The following is a 17,644-nucleotide window of genomic DNA, read 5'->3' as shown; positions in this document are numbered from 1 at the left end:
AGGTCGAGCGTGACCACACCTGAGGTCCTGACCGGGCCGAGGGAGCCGCTGCCGAGCGAGGCGGAGCAGGCGCAGGTCCACCGACGCACCCTGACCGTCGTCGTGATCAGCCAGATCCTCGGCGGCGCCGGCCTGGCGGCAGGCATCTCCGTGGGGGCGCTGCTCGCCCAGGACATGCTGGGCTCGGAGGGGCTCTCCGGGCTGCCGACGGGACTGTTCACCCTCGGGTCGGCCCTGGCCGCGTACGCGGTGGGCCGCTCCACCCAACGCCTCGGACGACGCGTCGGTCTGGCCTACGGCTTCCTCGCGGGGGGCCTGGGGGCCTTCGGCGTGGTCCTGGCCGCGGTCGCCGACAACGTGCCCTTCCTCTTCCTCGCCCTCTTCGTCTACGGCTCCGGGACGGCCACCAACCTGCAGGCCCGGTACGCCGGGACCGACCTGGCGCCGGAGCACCGACGCGGATTCGGCACGAGCATGGCCATGGTCGCCACCACGGTCGGTGCGGTGGCCGGCCCCAACCTCATCGAGCCCATGGGTGAGGTGGCCGACGCGATGGGCGTGCCGACCCTGGCCGGCCCCTTCATCCTCTCGGGGGTGGCCTACAGCGCGGCCGGTGCGGTGCTCCTGGCCTTCCTGCGGCCCGACCCGTACCTGTTGGCCAAGCGGATCGCCGCCGCCAAGGACGCCGTGTCGACTGCGGCCGGGGCGGAGTCCGGCCGGGCCCCCACGGTCGGGACCGGTGTGTGGGTGGGCGCCACGGTGATGATCCTGACCCAGATGGTGATGGTCGCCGTCATGACGATGACGCCCGTGCACATGCGGGCCCACGGCCACGACATGGGCGCGGTCGGGGTGGTCATCGGTGCGCACATCGCGGCGATGTGGCTGCCCTCGCCCGTGACCGGTGTCCTGCTCGACAGGTTCGGGCGCACCCCGATGGTGCTGGCTTCCGGGGTGACGCTGCTGGCGGCCGGGGTGGTCGCGGCGCTCGCACCGGGGGAGTCCGTGGGCCTGCTCATCCTGGCTCTCAGCCTGCTCGGTCTCGGCTGGAACCTCGGCCTGATCACCGGCACCACGCTCGTCGTGGACGCCACCGTCCCGCAGAACAGGGCCCGTACCCAGGGGGCCATCGACGTCCTCGTCGCGCTCGCCGGCGCCGGGGGCGGGGTCACCTCCGGTCTGGTGCTGGCGACGAGCAGCTACCAGGCGCTCGCCCTGGGGGGCGGGCTGCTCGCCCTCACCCTCATCCCCGTCCTGCTCTGGGCGAGGGCGCGCCACGCCGTCCTTCCCTGAGCGATCGGGTCACTCGCAGCCGACGCCGTCACCGTCCCGGTCGAGGTGACGGCCGTATCCGGGGTCGCCCACGTGCACGGGCGCACCTCCGGCGGCTCGGGCCGCGGTGCAGTTGGCGAAGGGGGTCTGCCCGGCTCCCGACGGTGCTGCCGTGGTCGCCGGTTGCGGCTCCGGTTCCGGGGTGGGCTCGGGCTCCGCCGGAGCGGATTCCGGCTCGGGTGGCGGCGCAGGTGGCGTGGTCGTCGTCGTGCTGGTCGGGACGTCCGCGGTCTCCGTCGGGGTCGTCGTCACGGTCGTGGTGGCCGTCGTGGTGACGGTCGTCGTGGGGGCCGGCGCGGCAGCGGGGTCCCCGTCACCGCTGCACCCGCCCAGGACGAGCGCGAGGAGCACGGCCGTCAAGGCCCCCTTCGCCCTGCTCATGGGGCACCGCGCGCGGGCACACCGGTGCCGGCCGGCGTCGGCAGCGGCTGGTCGGGGCACGAGCGAAGGATCCGGGTCAGGGCGTCGCGCTCGGGCGGGGTCACCCAGAGGTGGTGGCGCTGCTTGACCGCGATCTGACGTGCGGCGTAGTCGCAGCGGAAGGCCTTGCGCGGGAGCCAGGTGGCGGCGTCGCCGGCGCCCTTCTGCGCATTGGCACTGCCCTGCACGGCGAGCAGGTTGAGCGGGTCGTTGGCCAGGTCCTCGCGCTGCTGCACCCCCAGCTGCTGCGCGCCGGTCTGCCACGCGTTGGACAGGGCCACGAGGTGGTCGATCTGCACCTCACGCGAGGTGTCCCGGCCGCGGACGAAGGAGATCGTCGTGCCCGTGAAGGGATCCTGCAGCGTCCCGGTGAGCACGACGCACCCGCCGGTGGAGGGGTCGAGCGTGATGCCGGTGAGATCCCGACGCAGCACGTCGTTGCGGGTGTCGCAGCCGTTGCGACCCCCGTCGACCTCCACCGCGTCGCTCCACGCCTGGCCGAACTGGGCCCGGTCGTACCCCGTCTTCGGCGCGCGCCCCTTGACCGGGAGGGACCCCAGCGCACCGAGCGCGGGGGAGGCCCCGCCGGGGCCACCCTCGGCCGGGGGTGTCGGTGCCGTCTCGGTGACCGTCACCGGGGACGGCGTGACCGTCGTGGGCGCGGCCGTGGCCGTGGCCGTGGCCGTGGTGCTCGCCGTCTCGGTCACCGTCACCGTCGCCGCGGTCGACCCACCCGGCGAGGTGCACGCCGATGTGACCAGGCTCGAGAGCAGGATCGCAAGCCCTCCCCGGGACCATGTGGACATGGGCCGAACAGTAGCCCGGGCTGGGGACAACCCGGTCAGCGCCCGCCGGAACGCACGTCGAGGGGCCGCTCGTCGCCCGGTGCGTTTGCGCAGTGGCCCGGACGGGACGAACATGGGCACTTCGTGCAGATCGAGGAAGGGAGGGCCGACCGTGCCGTTGCAGCCCACCCCGATCGAGGCCGTCGAGGACGAGGCACTCGCCCGCCTGCTCGAGGAGGGGCAGCGCGACGACGCGGGGACCGTGGAGCGCTACCGCACCTCCAAGGACGCGGTCTTCGAGCGATACGGGCCGGTCGAGGCCCCGGCCGCCGTGCTCGTGCACGGCGGCTACTTCCGGCCCGGCGTGGACCGGACGCACTTGCGGCCCCAGGCGCGGGCGCTCGTCGCCGCGGGGTGGCAGGTCGTGCTCCCCGAGTACCGACGGGTGCCCGGAGCGGCCTGCACCGCCACGGAGGACCTCGCCGCCCTGGACGCGCACCTGCGTGCGGAGCACGTCGACGTGCGGGTCTGGGTCGGGCACTCCGCCGGTGGTGCCCTGGCGCTCTGGCGGGCGCTGGCGGGGGATCTGCCACCGGTACGCGTGGTCGCCCTCGCGCCGGTGGCCGACTTCGACGCGGCGGTGGCACAGCGCCTCGGTGGCGACGCGGTCCGTGACTGGATCGGCGCCGGCCCGCAGGAGTCGCCCATGACCTATGCCCGGCTCGACCCGACCCGCCTGGCGGCACGCACCACCGAGGCGCTGGCGGACATCCACCTCGTCCACGGCACCCTGGACGCGAGCGTCCCCGTCGCGCAGAGCGAGGACTTCCCTGCCGCCCGGACGCTCGTGCCCGACGCGCACCACTTCGACCTCGTCGACCCGGCCTCCCCGCACTGGCCGACGGTCCTCGGGATCATCCGTGGTTGAGTCGGTCCGGGAGCCAGCGCACGCCTCGGCGACGAGCAGGCGTCGGGTTCGTCACCCCAGCGCGAGGTCGACGAGCACCGGTAGGTGATCGGACCACAGACCCTGCCGAGTTCGAGGGTTCGACGTGCTCACGCCGTCGCTGACGAAGACGTGGTCGATCTGCTGGGTCGGCGCGTCACTGCTCGAGGTGAGCAGCGGGCGCGCCTCCTCGAGGGCATCGTCCATCCCCACCCCGGTGATCGCCTCCCACGATCCGCTGCCCGGCTCGAAATTGAAGTCCCCGCCGACGGCCACGGGGAGGCCATCCCCCTTCGCCTGCTGCACCAGCCTGGCCACGTCCTGCGTCTGTCGCAGGGTCGGGTCACTGCCATCGGCGTCCGGTTGGATGTGCGTGGAGATCACCTGCAGCGCACCCGTCGGCGTCGCGACCGTGGCAGCGAGGGTCTGCGCTCCGGTGAGCGAGTCGTGGGCCGGCAACCGGGTGCTCTGCACATCGCTGACGGGCCACCGGCTGAGGATCGCGTCGCCCCACACCTGGTCGCCTGCCGGCCCGAAGGCGAGGTGGTAGTCCAGCATCCGCGCGAGGACCGTCAGCTGGTCCTGGCCGCCGTTGAGCAGCCACCCCCGGTCGACCTCGCTGAGCAGCACGACGTCGGCGCCTTCCTCGCGCAACAGGTCCGCGACCTCGTCTGGCCGTGAGGTGCCGTCGATGCCGAAGCCCATCCGCAGGTTCCACGCAGCCAACCGCACGGTCGCCTCGTCCGTGGGGGGCGACGCGGGCAGTGCTCGGACGCTGACCAGCGGCCCCACCCCCGTGAGGGCGGCCGCGACGGCGCCGGCAACGGCCGCCTGCCACGGCCCCGGCCCGCCGACCGGGCCGGTGACGCGGCGCACCGGGGGCAGGGCCACCACGGCGACGACGACCGCCAGACCCACGACGAGCAGATCGGCGCGGTAGCCGAGGTCGTACCCGGCGTAGAACCCGAAGAGCACGACCGTGAAGAGCACTGCTCCCCCCGCCACCGACGTGGCCGACCGCGTGGCCGACCGCGTGGACGGCGCCGGCGCGGACCCGCCGCCGGCAGCGAGCAGCACCGCCAGCGCCGGCATCCCCAGCGCGAAACCCACCAGCGACCACGTCGGAAGGGGATCCGGCAGCATCGTCACGGCCACTGCGACGACGACGACCACCACGGCCCCGGCCCGCGCGAACGGTCCCCGGGGTCGAGCCGACAACGCCGCGGCCACCGTCACGGCAACGGCGACGAGGACTGCACCCCACGAGCCGGCGACGAGAGCGCGCGCCGGGTTGGCCAGGGTGATCCCTGCCAGGAGGAGCGTCGGGAAGAGGAGCCAGCCGGCCCGTCGGGGAGCCGGATCCGGTGTGGTGCCCCACAGCGGCCGCAGGGAAACCGCCACGAGGACGATGAGCACGGTGTCCACCACGAGAGCGGCCGGGTCGTCCCGCCACACCGCCGCCCACGTGCCCAACGCCGCGTGGGTGACGGCCGCGAGCGCCACGCCGGTGAACAGGCCGGGGACCAGCGACCGTCCCGCTCGTCCGGCGGCCAGCGACAGCGCGAGCACCGCGGCGACCACCCCCACGGTCGCGACCACCAGGAGCGGCCTGCCCCCGACGAGGGGGAGGCCCAGGCGCGCGGTGAGGGCCACCACGAGCAGCGCGGGCACGACGGCACCCAACGCGAGGAGCCGGCGGCCGAGCACCAGCAGGACCACGAGGGGAGCGGCGGTCGCCCCGAGCGCGAAGGCGCCGATGAGCTCCGGCGGAGTCTCCGCGGCGCGGCCGACGAGCGTGATGAGCAGGGGAGTCCACCCCCTCAGCAGCTCGATGAGCAACCACACCAGCGTGGCAAGAGCGAGGGCGTGCCGACTCGACCGCTTCGTCATGGCGGGAGTCTGTCAGCCCCGCAGAGCGCCATGATGCGTCCGGCATCGCGTCATGGGCAGCGGGTCGGGGACACTGGACGGATGAAGGGGAACTCCGTCGCCGTGGGAGAGCACGATGCCCTGACCCGTCTGCTGCGGGATGGGTCGGCGGGTCCCGCCGGCCCCACCACCAGCTACGGCCCGCAGGCGGATCAGCTCTTCGAGACCGTCGGCCGACCGGGCGCACCCGTCCTGGTGCTCATCCACGGCGGCTACTTCCGACCCGAGATCGACCGGGTGCACGCCCGCCCGCAGGCGCGGGCCCTCGCGCAGTCCGGGTGGCAGGTGGTGCTCGCCGAGTACCGCCGGGTGCCGGGAGCCCCCTTCGCCACCATCGAGGACCTCACCGCGCTCGATGAGCACTTGCGGGCCGCCGGCGTCGAGGTGGCTGCCTGGGTCGGGCACTCCGCAGGGGCGACGCTCGCGCTGTGGCGGGCGCTGACTCCCGGCCTGCCTCCGGTGCGCGCGCTCGCCCTGGCGCCGGTGGCCGACCTCGATGCCGCGTTGACACAGCACCTCGGTGATGACGCGGTCCGTGACTGGCTGGGAGTCGCCCCGGGCGATGGACCCGGGGTCTACGGGCCGCTCGACCCGACGCGCTTGCTGGCCTCCCGCCCCGAGATCGCCGGGCAGCTCCACCTCGTGCACGGGGACGCCGACACGACCGTCCCGCTCGCCCAGACGCAGGGCTTCGGGGCGCGCAGCACCGTGCTGGCGGGAGCGCACCACTTCGACCTCATCGACCCGACCAGCCGGCACTGGCCGGCGGTCCTGGAGGTCATCCGCGGCTGAGCAGGCCCTCGATCGCCACGAGCGCCTCGGCGACCTCGGCGTAGGAGGTGCTCAGCGGCGACAGCCCGAGCCGGATCCCGTCGGGCTCACGGAAGTCGGGGATGACGTCCTGCGACCACAGCTCGCGGGTGACCTCACGGAAGCGCGGGTGCCCGATCGTCACGTGCGCGCCGCGACGATCGTCCTCGCGTGGCGAGACCACCCGCACCCCGTGGTCGGCCAGGATCTCGTCGACACTGTCGATGACGAACCGCCCCAGCGCGCTCGCCTTGGTGTGCACCCGGTCCAGGCCGACGCGCTCGATGAGGTCGACGGTGTCCTCGATGCCGGCCATCCCGAGCACCGACGGCGTCCCGGAGATGAAGGCACGCATGCCCGTGCCGGCCCGGTACCCCGGTCCCATGACGAAGGGCTCGGCGTGACCCATCCACCCCTGGATGGGTTGGCTCAGCTGCTCCTGGTGGCGCTCGGCGACGTACCCGAACGCGGGTGCCCCCGGGCCGCCGCCGAGGAACTTGTAGCTGCAGCCCACGGCGAGGTCGACGTCGTGGGCGTCGAGGTCGCTCGGGAGCACCCCGACCGAGTGGCACAGGTCCCACAGGACGAGCGCGCCCGCGCCGTGGACGAGGGCGGTGATCGCCGGCAGGTCGGCGACCCAGGCCGACTTGTACGCGACGTGCGAGAGGAGGACCACCCCGGTGCGCTCGGTGAGGGCGCCGGCGACGACGTCGGGGGTGACCCCCTTCGCCGGGTCCGGCTCCAGCCAGACCAGCTCGGCTCCGGTCTCGGCAGCGATGCCCTCGGCGACATAGCGGTCGGTGGGGAAGTTCTCCGTGTCGAGGACGATCTGCGGGCGCTGCGGTCCAGCGGCGGTGACGGCCGCCCGCAGCAGCTTGTAGAGCATCACCGTCGTCGAGTCGCCGACGACGCTCTGGCCGGGGGCCGCACCGAGGCAGACCTGCCCGATCCGGTCGCCCAGGCGCAGCGGCAGCTCCATCCACTGCTCGTCCCACGAGCGGATGAGCCGGGTGCCCCAGTCGTGGCGCACGAGGCGCTCGAGCCGCTGCGCGGTGGCGCGAAGGGGGCGCCCGAGCGAGTTGCCGTCGAGATAGGCGACCAGGCCCTCGGCCGGCAGGAACTCCTCCCGGCAGGCAGCCAGCGGGTCGGCGGCGTCCAGCTGCGCGGCACGGGAGCGCAGGGTGCTCATGCCCCGACCTGCGTGCGCAGCGCGAACAGCTCGGGGAAGAAGGTCAGGTCGAGGGCCTTCTGCAGGAAGCCGACGCCGGAGCTGCCGCCGGTGCCCCGCTTCATGCCGATGATGCGCTGGACCGTCTTCAGGTGGCGGAAGCGCCACAGCTGGAAGTTGTCCTCGAGGTCGACCAGCTCCTCGCAGGCCTCGTAGACGTCCCAGTTGTCCTCGGCGTACTCGTAGATGTGGGAGAAGAGGGCAGTCAGCTCCGGGTCGAGCTCGTGGGCGCGGGTGACGTCACGGGTGAGCACCCGCTCGGGGATCGCGTAGCCGCGGCGCGCCAGGCACCTCAGGAACTCGTCGTAGAGACTCGGCGCCGCAAGCAGCTCGGCGAGTACGGCCTGGGCATCCGGGTCGTCGGCGAAGACCCGGAGCATGCCGGGGTGCTTGTTGCCCAGGGCGAACTCGACGGCGCGGTACTGCCAGGACTGGAAGCCCGAGGCGTGGCCCAGGTGCGGGCGCAGCTCCTGGTACTCGTTGGGTGTCAGCGTGGCCAGCACCGACCACTGGTCGGTCAGGGTGCGCTGGATGTGCTTCACCCGGGCGACCCGCTTCAGCGCCATGCGCATCTCGTCGGCCGCGAGCAGCGCCATGGCCGAGCGGGTCTCGTGCAGGACGAGCTTGAGCCACAGCTCGGAGGTCTGGTGCTGGATGATGAAGAGCATCTCGTCGTGGTGCTCCGGGACGCTGATCGGGCGTTGCGCGTCGAGCAGGGTGTCGAGGGCCAGGTAGGAGCTGTAGGACATCTCCTCGCGGAAGTCCTGGTGGACGCCCTCCTCGATGTCCCGGGTGTTGCCGCTCATCCTTGGCTCCTTCGCCGTCGTCGGGTGCCCAAGCCTACGGGCGGGCGCAGTGCGGTCTAGCCCCGGGAGACCTCCGGCAGGCGAGCGGAGGCAACGACCCCCAGGAGGCCGAGGGCGGCGAGGAAGAGCAGCGCCCAGATGATGCCGAGGGTCGCCAGGGCGGAGCTGAGGGCGCCGACCACGAGCAGGACCAGACCCATCGCGGAGTTGGACACCGCGACGTAGGTGGTGCGCTGGTCGCCGTCGGCCATGTCGACGATGTAGGTCTTGCGGCCCACGCGGACGCCGGTGTGGGTCAGGGTGAGCAGGAAGTAGCTGCCGACGAAGAGCACGTAGGCCAGCAGCGACCCGTCGGCGATGTCCAGGACGGTGACGGCCAGCACGAGCACGATGATGATCATCGAGGCGAGGGCCGCTCCGCCGGCCATCAACCGCTTGCTGGAACGGTCGGCCAGACGGCCGAAGATACGCCCGCCGAGCAGGGCCGCCACACCCGAGGCGAGGATGAAACCCCCCAGCCCGCCGAGGCCTTCCGTGCCGGAGCGCACCGACAGCAGGACGATGAAGGGCGGGCTCAGCGCCGAGACGAGCAGGAAGCTGCGTACGGTGACGAAGGTGCGGAAGGCCTTGTCGCGGCGCAGCATCGAGAAGGTCTGGACGAACCAGTTCGGCTCGTCGTCCGTGCCGTGGAGCGCCGGTGCGTCGCTGTCGTCGGCGGGTTCGCGGATGGTGATGTACACCGCCGCGACGAGTGTCCACAGCAGCGCACCCGCCGCGAGCAGCCAGGCCAGCTGGGACGCCTCGACATCGCCGCCGCCGACGCTGCGCACCCCGAGGCCGAGGGTGATCGCGACGAACCCGGAGGCGGTCGTGGCGAGGCCGTTGATCTGGCCGCGTTCCCCCTTCGGCACGGTGCGGCCCTGCACGTCCTTGGAGGAGATCGAGCACAGGCAGCGCCCGAGGGAGAAGACGGCCAGGGCGACGATGATGACCACGCCGGCGCTGAGCCCGTGGCCGAGCGCCGCGGTCCCTGCGATGACCGCAACCGACGCGGACTGCACGAGCGCGCCCGCGACGAAGACGTGCTTGCGGCGGCGCACCCGCAGGATCAGCGGGGTCAGCAGCGCCTGGGGGAGCATCGATCCGGACTCGCGGATGGGCACGAGCACGCCCGTGAGGGCCGGGGGCACGCCCAGGACGTGGAAGAGCCAGGGCAGGACGGTCGAGGCGTTGATCGTCTGGTCGCCCGAGGACTGCAGCGCATTGGCCAGGACCAGCCGCAGACTGTTGCGGGGGACATTGCGGCGCACGGCCTCCGGCAGGGCCTGCTCGGCCTCGGCGTCGCGCCGGATCAGACGCTGGTGGATCCGCTCGGTGGTGCTCACGTGGGGAGTATCCCGCACGGTGTCACTCCCCGCGGACACCGCGCGGTAGAGGGGGCGTGGCGGCTCAGCGCCAGGGCTGCGCAGCCATGCCGTGGTCCTGGGCGTAGGCCGCCCGCTGCGGCGGCTGCCAGCCGGCCAGCGCCTCGTCCGGGACCGAGTAGACCTCGATGCCCAGCGGCCGGCAGACCGACTCGGCGTCACCGGCGTGCGGACCGAACATCGGCACGGACAGGTCACCGCCGGGGCACGTGGACAGCGCGGCCAGGACGTCGATCTCGGCGAAGAACTCGAAGTAGTCGCCCTTGCTCGCCGGGCAGGTCTTCATGAAGTACTCGTCGCGCTCGTTCAGCCCCGTGCACTGGAAGACGTTGAGCACGTCGTGCACGTCGAACTCGGTCAGGTGCCAGGGCCGCACGGCCCGGGTGAGGTTGGAGTGGCAGTGGTAGTCGAAGGGCACGTCATTCAGCATCTGGTTGACGTACGGATCGCACCGGGTGCCCAGCAGGTCGTGGACGCGCCCCCCTTCGTCGTCGACGCCGTAGTCCTGCAGGGAGTCCCCGGTGATCGTCACGAGCGGACGCAGGAAGGGCAGCGTCGACCAGAGTCGGTCGAAGGTCGACACGTGCGCCGACTGCAGCTGCCGGGTGCGCGAGGCCCACAGTCGCTCGCGGGGGTCATGGCGGTTCCACAGGTTCAGGTCGGCCACCTGCGGACCCTCGATGGTGACGATCCGGCAGACGTGGCCGGCCGGCACCTCCCACGCCCGGCCGCTGCGGATCGGGACGACGAAGGAGTCGACGAGCTCACGCCCATGGGTCATCGCCCCGATCCGGCCGTAGAGGTCACGGTCGACGTCGAGGGGACCGCCGGGCTCGCACTGGTAGGCAGCATCGGTGAGGCTCATGCACCCATCGTGGCCCACGTCGGCTTGGTTTCGAGGCTGGCACGCTCGCACCTCAACCAACCGGTGGTTTCGAGGCTGGCACGCTCGCACCTCAACCAACCGGTGGCTGAGGAGGTCGCTCCGCGACCGTCTCGAAGCCACCTACTCGTGGCTGGGTGCCTCCGCGTCGCCGGCACTGGCCCGGGCGAGCACGTAGACCAGGTCGCTCATCCGGTTCAGCGTCAGCAGCACCGGGTCGGACACCGCCTGGCCGGCGCGGGCGGCGGCCACGGCGTGGCGCTCGGCGCGGCGCACGACGCCGCGGGCGAGGTCGAAGGCGGCCGAGGCGCGCGTCGCCCCCGGCACGATGAAGACGGGCTTGAGCGGGTGCTGCTCGACGAGGGTGTCGATGTCCGCCTCGACGGCCCCGACGAGGTCGGCGTCGACGAGGGAGGTGCCCGGCTCGAGCCGGTCGCGGGCGTGCGGGTTGGCCATGAGGTCGGCGGCGACGACGAAGAGCCGCCGCTGGTTCGCCAGGGTCAGCTCCGCCAGGTCCGTCCCCGGCTCGAGCTCGGCGCGGGCGATGCCGAGGGCGCCGACGGCCTCGTCGATGTCACCGCAGGCCTGGACCAGTGGGTCGTCCTTGCCGACCCGGCCGCCGAAGAGCCGTCCGGTCGTGCCGTCGTCGCCGGTCTTGGTGTAGATGCGCGATGCGTCGCCGCTCATCGTTCCCCCTTCGTGTCAGTCGCCGTGCCACGGGATCGGCTCGGCGTAGAACTCCTCGGTGTGCAACCGTCCCGGCCGTGCCCCGAGATCCTGGGCGGCTCGGGTGCAGGCATCGACGAAACCCGGTGCGCCGGAGACGTACACGGCGTGCTCGCTCAGGTCCTCGACGAGCGAGGGGAGGACCGCCGGCACCCGGCCCAGCGGGGCCGGCGCACCGCCGTCGGCGACACGGGTGAGGGTGCGCACGTAGTCCAGGCCGGGCTGCTCGGCCGCCAGCCGGGTCAGCCGCTCGTGGTGGATGACGTCCTGATGCGTGCGTCCGCAGAAGAGCAGTGTGTGTCGTCGCGCCGGATCGGGGTCCTGGGTCGCGCCGCGCGCGACGGCCGCCTCGACCAGGGACAGCGCCGGCGCGAGGCCGGAGCCGCCGGCGAGGTACAACGTGGGCCCGGCGTGGTCGGGGTCAGCGACGAAGGTGCCGTACGGGCCGGAGACGAGCAGCCGGTCGCCGACCGCGGCGTCGCGCGCCAGCCACGTGCTCGTCGGTCCGTCCGGGACGGCGGTGACCAGGACATCCAGGGTGGCGTCCTCGCGCGGGGCATTCGCGACGGAGTAGGAACGCACCGGGACCCGACGCTCCTGGTCCTGCAGCAGCACGTACTGCCCGGGCACGAAGTTGATGCGAGCCTCGAGCGGCTGCAGGGTCAGCCCCGCGACGACCGGTGTGCACCACCGACGTCCGGTCAGGGCGAACTCGACGTCCTCGTCGGGCAGCGGGGCAAGGGGCATGTCCTGACCGTACGACCAGATGCCGAGCAGCACTAGGCTGGGTGGTGGCAAATGGTCCGGGAAGTGGTGCTATGACGCAGCATGAGGCAGGGTCACAACTTGCGCGTGCCCTGCGAGGCGAGTGGCCCTTCACCAGCCGTGACGCCGAGTTGGACCTGATCACAGCGCTGTTGGAGGAGACCCCGCACGAACCGGCCGGGCCCCGGGGGGCGGTCGTGGTGGCGCCCGCCGGCGTCGGGAAGACCCGCCTGCTGCGCGAGGTGCGCTGGTGGGCGCAGGCCCAGGGATTGCCGACGTCCTCGGTCATCGCCACCCGTGCGGCCTCGCGCACGCCCTACGGCGCGGTCCTGCACCTGCTGCCCGAGGGGGTGGCCGACCAGCCGGACACCAACGGATGGCACAGCTCGTTCTCAGCGCAGATGCGGGCCGCGGGACGCAAGACGGTGGTGCTCGTCGACGACGCGCACCACCTGGACCAGGCCACCGCCGCCCTGCTGCTGCAGCTGAGCCTGGACGGTGTTGCGACGCCGGTGGTCACGGTGCGGCGCGGGGAGAGCGTCCCGGACCCGGTCACCGCGTTGTGGAAGGAGGACCTGGCGCTGCGGGTGGACCTGCAGCCCCTGTCGACGACGGAGATGGGTGACCTGATCCGCCGGTCGCTGGGTGCTCCGGTCAGCGCCCGCACGGTCGCACGTCTGACCAAGGTCAGCGGCGGCAACGTGCTCTACGCCCGCGAGCTGGTCATGGCCGCGGCCGAGCGAGGCTCCCTGCAGACCCGGGACGGGGCGTGGATGTGGGACGAGGAGGTCGTGCTCGCGCCCCGCCTGGTGGACGCGGTGTGGGCCCGGCTCGAGACCCTGGACCCGGTCCAGCGGCACGCCCTGGCGGCGGTCGCCGTCGGGGAGCCCCTGCCGCTGACCGTGGCGGAGGTCATCGCCGCCACGGAGGTGCTCTCCTCGCTGGAGGAGATCGGCCTGGTGAGCGTGGACGACTCGGATGGTCGTGGGGTCCTGCGCCTGGGCCACCCGCTCTACGGCGAGGTGTTGGTGGCCCGGATCGGCACGATCGGACGACGTCGGCTCGTGGGCGACCTGGCGGAGGCCTTCGACGCGGCCGACTCCCGGGATGCGGAGGCCTCGCTGGTGCGGGTGGTGACCTGGCGCCTGGAGGCCGGTCGCGAGCAGAGCCGGGAGACGTTGCTGGACGCGGCGAGCCGGGCCAACCAGGTCTTCGCGCACCCACTGGCGGCACGGCTGGCGCGGGCCGCACTCGAGGCCGGGGACGCGGACCCCGCCGGGCGCGCCCCGGCCGTCATCGAGCTCGGGCGGGCACTGGTGGGCCGCAACCGGGCCGAGGAGGCCCTTCCCCTGCTGACGCAGGTCGAGGACGCCGTGCTCGCCAGCCGCGACCCACAACTGGTCGACGACTACATCGAGGTGCGGTTCCGGGCGAAGTACTTCGGCCTCGGTCACGTCGAGGACGTCGAGGCCCTGCTGGACCGCATCGGCGCCACGGTCGGCCCCACGATGGGTGGTGACCGCACGACGAGTCGCGCCGAGCGGCTGGCGCCCTACCGGGCCAGCGTCGCCATCGGCCGAGGACGCCCGCGCGAGGCGCTGGCCATCGTCGAGCCGCTGCTGGAGCGTTCGGACCTCCCCGCGCTGCATCGGCTGATGGTGCTGGAGATCGCCGGGCAGGCGCTGGGCCAGCTCGGGCTGCACCAGCGAGGAGCGCAGGTGTGGGACCGGCTTCGTCAGTTCCCCGTCGGCGCCACTGCCCGGGCCTCGGGGGCCGGGGCCGAGGCAGACCTCCAGGCGGCTTTCAGCGGCATGCTGGACGGCCGCATGACGGACGTGCTCCCGGGGGTCACCGCGGTCCACGCGGCGATGTCCGACAGCCCCGACGTGGTCAACCGCGGACTGGCGTGCCTGGCGCTGGGCCGCTGCCTCCTGCACGTCGGCCGGCTCGCGCAGGCCCGGGCCGTGCTCCTGGACGCCGTCGAGGACTTCCGCACGGTCGACCTGGGGGAGTCGCTGTCCTGGGCGCTGACCCTGCTCAGTCAGACGGCAGCGCTCAGCCACCAGCCCGAGCGGGCGCGACGGCGGCGGGACGAGGCCCGGGTGGCGCGGCGGGGGTCGGGGCCGGCCGGGCAGGCGGGCGACGCCGTCATGGCGGACGTGTGGCTGAAGGTCGCCGAGGGTGACCGCACGGCCGCTGCCGCGATCGCACTCGCCGGGGCGCAGCAGTATCCCCAGCTGGAGCTGAGCCGGGCCGGGTTGCTCCACCTGGCCTGCCGCTTGGGTGAGCGCGGCGGGGAGGTGACCACCTCCCTTCGTCGGATCGCCGATCGCGCCGAGTGCGAGTACCCGTCCCTGCTCGCCGACCACGCGGACGCGATGCGCACCGGTGACCGACAGGGGCTGGAGCAGGTGGCCGAGCGCTTTGCCGAGCGTGGGCTGGTTCCGCTGGCGGTCGAGGCCGCCACCCAGGCAGCACGCGCCCACCGTGCCGTCGGGTCGGGTGACGGGGCACGACGGATGGCCGGCCGCGCCCAGGTGCTGGCCCGGCAGATCGACGGTGGGGTCGGCCAGACGCTGGCCCCGCAGGAGCCGATCATCGAGCTGAGCCGACGCGAGCAGGAGGTGGCGCGCCTGGCTGCGACCGGCCTGAGCAATGCCGCCATCGCGCAGCAACTCGTGGTCTCGGTGCGCACGGTCGAGTCGCACCTCTACCAGGTCTTCGCGAAGCTGGGGATCGCCTCCCGGTCCGACCTCGTGCGGTACCTGCCCCCGTCCTGATCCGTCCCAGTGGCGCACTACTGAGGTGGTCATGCCCCCGGTCGTGCTGGGGTGAGGCCATGTCCAGCAGCGAGTGGGAGAGACGGGTCGACGAGATGTCGCCGGCGCACGGCGTTGCTCTCCGGCTGCGCCGCGCCGGGTACGAGGACGTCATCATCGCCGTGGCCCTGGGGGTGCCCGTGGCGTCGATCCCCGCGCTGCTGCTGGTGGCGCAGGGGAAGCTCGGGGGCGACGTCGACGGTCCGGTGTAGGCGAAACCAGTAGTCGTCCACTGAGGGGGAGTCGACGTCGCCGCCCTATCGTCGATCACTGTCGACGGGGCACAGCTCCGGGGGGAGGGAAGGGGCCCGGTCCGGTAAGGACCGGGCCCCCTCGCATGTCCCGTGGCGAGGGTCCGACATGGTTGATTGTGCTCGTATTTCCCTCCTTGCGAGGATGGACCCATGACCTCCACCTGCGACCCGCACGACGGGCTCGACCTGGCCCACGGGCCGTCCTGGACCAATCGCTTCGCCCTGGCCCCGCTGACCAACACCCAGAGCAACCCGGACGGCACCCTCTCCGAGGACGAGTACCACTGGCTGGTGGCCCGGGCCGAAGGGGGATTCGGCCTGACGATGACCTGCGCCACCTACGTCGCGCCGGCAGGACAGGCCTGGGCCGGCCAGCTCGGGATCAGTGACGAGCGGCACCTGCCGGGACTGACCCGTCTGGCCGACGGGATCCGGGCGAGCGGGAGCGTGTCCTCGGTACAGCTGCACCACGCCGGTCGTCGGGCCGACCCGCACGTGCACGGCGGGCCGAACGTCGCACCGTGGGACGACCCGGAGAAGAACACCCGGGCACTGACCACCGCCGAGGTGCAGGAGGCGGTCGAGGGGTTCGTCGTCGCCGCCCAGCGTGCCGAGCGGGCGGGCTTCGACGGGGTCGAGGTGCACGGCGCGCACGGCTACCTGCTCACGCAGTTCCTCGACGGGCGCCACAACGACCGTACCGATGGCTACGGCGGCTCGCTCGAGGGCCGCTCGCGGGCGCTCTTCGAGGTGCTGCGCGGGGTGCGGGAGGGCACCCGCGCCGACTTCCAGGTCGGGGTGCGCCTGACTCCGCGGGGAAACGGTGTCGTCCTCGAGGAGGGCGTGACCGTTGCGCAGTGGGTCCTCGACTCCGGCCTCGTCGACTACGTTGACATGTCGCTGTGGGACGCCTTCGCGAGAGTGGACGACGGGGGATCCCTCCTGATCGACCAGTTCACCTCCGTGCACCGCGGCGCCACGCGACTCGGGGTCGCCGGCGCGATCCGCACCGCCGAGCAGGCGCGCTGGTGCATGGAGCACGGCGCGGACTTCGTCGACCTGGGGCGCGCGGCGATCGTGCACCACGACTTCCCCCGCCGGGCGGCCGACGACTCCGGCTTTGCCATGGCAGGGCTGCCGGTGACCCGGGACCACCTGCGCTTCGAGCGCGTGGGGGAGGACTTCATCGACTACCTCGACGCCGGGTGGCCCGACTTCGTGGCGTGAGGGCTTTCGGGAACGTCAACCCCGACGCGCGCGCTCGGCGAAGTCGTCCAGTGCCCCAGTGACGTCAGTCGCCACCCACGTCACGTAGCGCTGTCCTGCGGAGGCCTTCGTCAGTATGCCGGCCTCGCGCAGGCGCGCGATGATCTGGTCGGCGGCGGGCTGCGACACCCCGGCCACGTGTTGGACGTGGGCCGAGGTGACTACCGGCTGGCTGAGCAGCAGTGGCAGGACGTGCCAGATCGTGGCAGTGCGGCGCGCACGGATCGACGCGGACCACGCGTCGTGGATCTCCACGAGCTGCTGTGCCAGGAGTCGTCCGTTGCCGATGGCCAGGAAGGTGGCCTCGACGAAGCGGGCGATGATCGGGTTGATGTCTCCGTCCCGGTAGGCAGTCAGTGCCGCGAAGTAGGCCGCGGTGTCCGTCAGCAGCCCTGCCGAGATCGGCACCGTCGCGCGGGTCGTGGCGCCGGCCTGCTGCAGCATGGTGTGCACGAGTGCGCGACCGACGCGACCGTTGCCGTCGCTGAAGGGGTGGATCGTCTCGAATTGCGCATGGGCGATGGCGCACTGGGCCAGCAGGGGGACGTCGGTGCGAGCGACGAAGTCGCACAGGTCGTCCATCGCGGTGCTGACCCGTGGATGCTGCGGCGGTACGAACTCCGCCCCGTGCGGCGAGATGCTCGTGCCACCGATCCACACCTGCTCGGTTCGTAGCGCTCCCGGATTCGCGTGCCTCTGACCGTGCATGAGAGCGGCATGGATAGCCAGCACGGATGACGGGTTGACCGAGTCGGCCAGGTCGATCGCGCTGGTCATCGCGGCGACGTTGGCAGTGACGAGTTGTGCGTTGCTGCCCGGCTTGGCCAGGTCCAGGGTGCCCATCGCCAGAGCACGGGCGCCCGCCGTGACCTGCTCGATCTGGGAGGACGAGGCGGACTCCGTGCGTAGCAGGACTGCGCTCAGGGGGGCCAACTCGGTACCGGGCAGCATCCTCGACAGGTCCGCGTCGAAGCGGGAGATCTCCGCCCGTGCGTCATCCGCCTGCGCGAGGACGTCAGGATCGATCGTGAGCTCCTGTGAGGCGATGGTGCTCGGGATCGCGGCCTCATACGTGGAGCGGACTCGCGCGCGCTGGCTCCGGGAGAGCGGCCGCGTGGGATCGCGATGCCACGGCAGCGACTCCCAGCCCACGGCCCACGATCCGGTGTCTGCAGTCATGATTCACATCTAACATAAGTGAAGTGCAATCCACTGATGTTAGCAGTGCACAGCATCATCCGCCTGAGACAC

At 72.6% G+C, this 17,644-nt stretch carries 16 protein-coding genes; 6 read left to right on the top strand and 10 right to left on the bottom strand.

Translation table 11 applies throughout. From position 1 onward, the window contains the following. Positions 1–9: 9 nt before the first annotated feature. The gene (locus BJY20_RS01905) at positions 10–1,293 is read left to right on the top strand and encodes an MFS transporter (RefSeq protein WP_343062735.1); all 1,284 of its coding nucleotides are present in this window, start codon (positions 10–12) and stop codon (positions 1,291–1,293) included. A gap of 9 nt (positions 1,294–1,302) precedes the next feature. On the opposite strand, the gene BJY20_RS15810 is transcribed toward BJY20_RS01905, so the two are convergent. Next, positions 1,303–1,713, bottom strand: a complete 411-nt coding sequence (locus tag BJY20_RS15810; protein WP_185989977.1) for an excalibur calcium-binding domain-containing protein — start codon at positions 1,711–1,713, stop codon at positions 1,303–1,305. Beyond that, entirely contained in the window at positions 1,710–2,558 is an 849-nt protein-coding gene (locus tag BJY20_RS01895; protein WP_185989976.1) for a GmrSD restriction endonuclease domain-containing protein, read from the bottom strand. The genes BJY20_RS15810 and BJY20_RS01895 overlap by 4 nt, the downstream gene beginning before the upstream one ends. A 151-nt stretch (positions 2,559–2,709) precedes the next feature. Here BJY20_RS01895 and BJY20_RS01890 point away from each other — a divergent pair, with 151 nt between their 5' ends. Then, the gene (locus tag BJY20_RS01890; RefSeq protein ID WP_185989975.1) at positions 2,710–3,465 is read left to right on the top strand and encodes a prolyl oligopeptidase family serine peptidase; all 756 of its coding nucleotides are present in this window, start codon (positions 2,710–2,712) and stop codon (positions 3,463–3,465) included. Between the two features lie 51 nt (positions 3,466–3,516). Here BJY20_RS01890 and BJY20_RS01885 read toward each other — a convergent pair whose 3' ends face one another. After that, entirely contained in the window at positions 3,517–5,373 is a 1,857-nt protein-coding gene (locus BJY20_RS01885; RefSeq protein ID WP_185989974.1) for an endonuclease/exonuclease/phosphatase family protein, read from the bottom strand. Between the two features lie 81 nt (positions 5,374–5,454). On the opposite strand from BJY20_RS01885, the gene BJY20_RS01880 reads away from it, so the two are divergent. Continuing rightward, complete coding sequence (locus BJY20_RS01880; protein ID WP_221935214.1) at positions 5,455–6,204, top strand: alpha/beta hydrolase; 750 nt, start codon at positions 5,455–5,457, stop codon at positions 6,202–6,204. On the opposite strand, the gene BJY20_RS01875 is transcribed toward BJY20_RS01880, so the two are convergent. From BJY20_RS01875 to BJY20_RS01850, 6 genes are all read right to left on the bottom strand, one after another. After that, positions 6,191–7,411, bottom strand: coding sequence for a kynureninase (locus BJY20_RS01875; protein ID WP_185989973.1), 1,221 nt, complete (start codon positions 7,409–7,411; stop codon positions 6,191–6,193). The two genes, BJY20_RS01880 and BJY20_RS01875, sit on opposite strands and share 14 nt — an antisense overlap. Then, the gene (gene kynA, locus BJY20_RS01870) at positions 7,408–8,256 is read right to left on the bottom strand and encodes a tryptophan 2,3-dioxygenase (RefSeq protein WP_185989972.1); all 849 of its coding nucleotides are present in this window, start codon (positions 8,254–8,256) and stop codon (positions 7,408–7,410) included. The genes BJY20_RS01875 and kynA overlap by 4 nt, the downstream gene beginning before the upstream one ends. A 56-nt stretch (positions 8,257–8,312) precedes the next feature. Then, positions 8,313–9,641 (bottom strand): MFS transporter, encoded by a 1,329-nt coding sequence (locus BJY20_RS01865; RefSeq protein ID WP_185989971.1) that lies wholly within the window; start codon positions 9,639–9,641, stop codon positions 8,313–8,315. A gap of 64 nt (positions 9,642–9,705) precedes the next feature. Further along, a complete protein-coding gene (locus tag BJY20_RS01860; RefSeq protein ID WP_185989970.1) occupies positions 9,706–10,545 on the bottom strand; it encodes an urea carboxylase-associated family protein in 840 nt (279 codons plus the stop codon). A 141-nt stretch (positions 10,546–10,686) separates the two neighbouring features. Next, entirely contained in the window at positions 10,687–11,250 is a 564-nt protein-coding gene (locus tag BJY20_RS01855) for a cob(I)yrinic acid a,c-diamide adenosyltransferase (RefSeq protein ID WP_185989969.1), read from the bottom strand. A gap of 15 nt (positions 11,251–11,265) precedes the next feature. Then, entirely contained in the window at positions 11,266–12,036 is a 771-nt protein-coding gene (locus BJY20_RS01850; RefSeq protein WP_185989968.1) for an FAD-binding oxidoreductase, read from the bottom strand. 71 nt (positions 12,037–12,107) lie between these two features. Here BJY20_RS01850 and BJY20_RS16250 point away from each other — a divergent pair, with 71 nt between their 5' ends. The 3 genes from BJY20_RS16250 (at position 12,108) to BJY20_RS01835 (ending at position 16,354) form a co-directional block, all read left to right on the top strand. Next, complete coding sequence (locus tag BJY20_RS16250) at positions 12,108–14,834, top strand: helix-turn-helix transcriptional regulator (RefSeq protein ID WP_185989967.1); 2,727 nt, start codon at positions 12,108–12,110, stop codon at positions 14,832–14,834. A 59-nt stretch (positions 14,835–14,893) separates the two neighbouring features. Then, a complete protein-coding gene (locus tag BJY20_RS01840) occupies positions 14,894–15,085 on the top strand; it encodes a hypothetical protein (RefSeq protein ID WP_185989966.1) in 192 nt (63 codons plus the stop codon). Between the two features lie 192 nt (positions 15,086–15,277). Next, on the top strand, positions 15,278–16,354 hold the full coding sequence (locus tag BJY20_RS01835; RefSeq protein WP_185989965.1) for an NADH:flavin oxidoreductase: 1,077 nt from the start codon (positions 15,278–15,280) through the stop codon (positions 16,352–16,354). A gap of 15 nt (positions 16,355–16,369) precedes the next feature. Here BJY20_RS01835 and BJY20_RS01830 read toward each other — a convergent pair whose 3' ends face one another. Continuing rightward, on the bottom strand, positions 16,370–17,572 hold the full coding sequence (locus tag BJY20_RS01830; RefSeq protein ID WP_185989964.1) for a Fic family protein: 1,203 nt from the start codon (positions 17,570–17,572) through the stop codon (positions 16,370–16,372). Positions 17,573–17,644: the final 72 nt, after the last annotated feature.

Origin of the sequence: Janibacter cremeus, from assembly GCF_013409205.1 — a bacterium.
In the GTDB taxonomy this organism is placed as follows: Bacteria; Actinomycetota; Actinomycetes; order Actinomycetales; family Dermatophilaceae; genus Janibacter; species Janibacter cremeus.
Note: the sequence above shows the minus strand (reverse complement) of the source record. Positions and strands in the feature narration are given on the sequence as shown.

Bases quoted from the DNA above. Each gene is read 5' to 3' on its own strand.
- BJY20_RS16250 (WP_185989967.1), top strand. From the start codon at position 12,108: ATGACGCAGCATGAGGCAGGGTCACAACTTGCGCGTGCCCTGCGAGGC.
- BJY20_RS01860 (WP_185989970.1), bottom strand. From the start codon at position 10,545: ATGAGCCTCACCGATGCTGCCTACCAGTGCGAGCCCGGCGGTCCCCTC.
- BJY20_RS01855 (WP_185989969.1), bottom strand. From the start codon at position 11,250: ATGAGCGGCGACGCATCGCGCATCTACACCAAGACCGGCGACGACGGC.
- BJY20_RS01840 (WP_185989966.1), top strand. From the start codon at position 14,894: ATGTCCAGCAGCGAGTGGGAGAGACGGGTCGACGAGATGTCGCCGGCG.
- BJY20_RS01875 (WP_185989973.1), bottom strand. From the start codon at position 7,411: ATGAGCACCCTGCGCTCCCGTGCCGCGCAGCTGGACGCCGCCGACCCG.
- BJY20_RS01850 (WP_185989968.1), bottom strand. From the start codon at position 12,036: ATGCCCCTTGCCCCGCTGCCCGACGAGGACGTCGAGTTCGCCCTGACC.
- BJY20_RS01885 (WP_185989974.1), bottom strand. From the start codon at position 5,373: ATGACGAAGCGGTCGAGTCGGCACGCCCTCGCTCTTGCCACGCTGGTG.
- BJY20_RS01835 (WP_185989965.1), top strand. From the start codon at position 15,278: ATGACCTCCACCTGCGACCCGCACGACGGGCTCGACCTGGCCCACGGG.
- BJY20_RS15810 (WP_185989977.1), bottom strand. From the start codon at position 1,713: ATGAGCAGGGCGAAGGGGGCCTTGACGGCCGTGCTCCTCGCGCTCGTC.
- BJY20_RS01880 (WP_221935214.1), top strand. From the start codon at position 5,455: ATGAAGGGGAACTCCGTCGCCGTGGGAGAGCACGATGCCCTGACCCGT.
- kynA (WP_185989972.1), bottom strand. From the start codon at position 8,256: ATGAGCGGCAACACCCGGGACATCGAGGAGGGCGTCCACCAGGACTTC.
- BJY20_RS01895 (WP_185989976.1), bottom strand. From the start codon at position 2,558: ATGTCCACATGGTCCCGGGGAGGGCTTGCGATCCTGCTCTCGAGCCTG.
- BJY20_RS01830 (WP_185989964.1), bottom strand. From the start codon at position 17,572: ATGACTGCAGACACCGGATCGTGGGCCGTGGGCTGGGAGTCGCTGCCG.